Below are 249 nucleotides of genomic sequence, written 5' to 3' on the forward strand. Positions count from 1 at the left end.
CAACGTGACGTAGTCCAGCTTCAGCGCCAGCCGCGCCACCGTGCCCCCGAGGAGCAGGGGCAGCATCGTCACCAGGGCGGCGGCGCCGATCCACGCGAGGCCCTGCGGCGTGAGGACGGTGTCGAAGACGGCGCGTCCCGCGCGCAGCCCGACGCACGCGAGGAACAGCGTGATGCCGAGCTCGCGGAACGCCAGGTTCACGCTGGCCGGCATGTGCCACACGAGCGGGCCGAGGTGGCCCAGGCGTAC

Annotated in this window: 1 protein-coding gene; it reads right to left on the reverse strand. The window is 73.1% G+C overall.

Going from position 1 to position 249, the window contains the following annotated elements; genetic code table 11:
• Positions 1 to 249, reverse strand: a 249-nt coding sequence (locus SAZ04_RS22660; RefSeq protein WP_332699981.1) for an aspartate-alanine antiporter-like transporter, incomplete at both ends; no start/stop codon positions are given.

It is taken from the genome of Halalkalibacter lacteus (assembly GCF_036663595.1).
Taxonomy (GTDB): domain Bacteria; phylum Bacillota; class Bacilli; order Bacillales; family Bacillaceae_D; genus Halalkalibacter; species Halalkalibacter lacteus.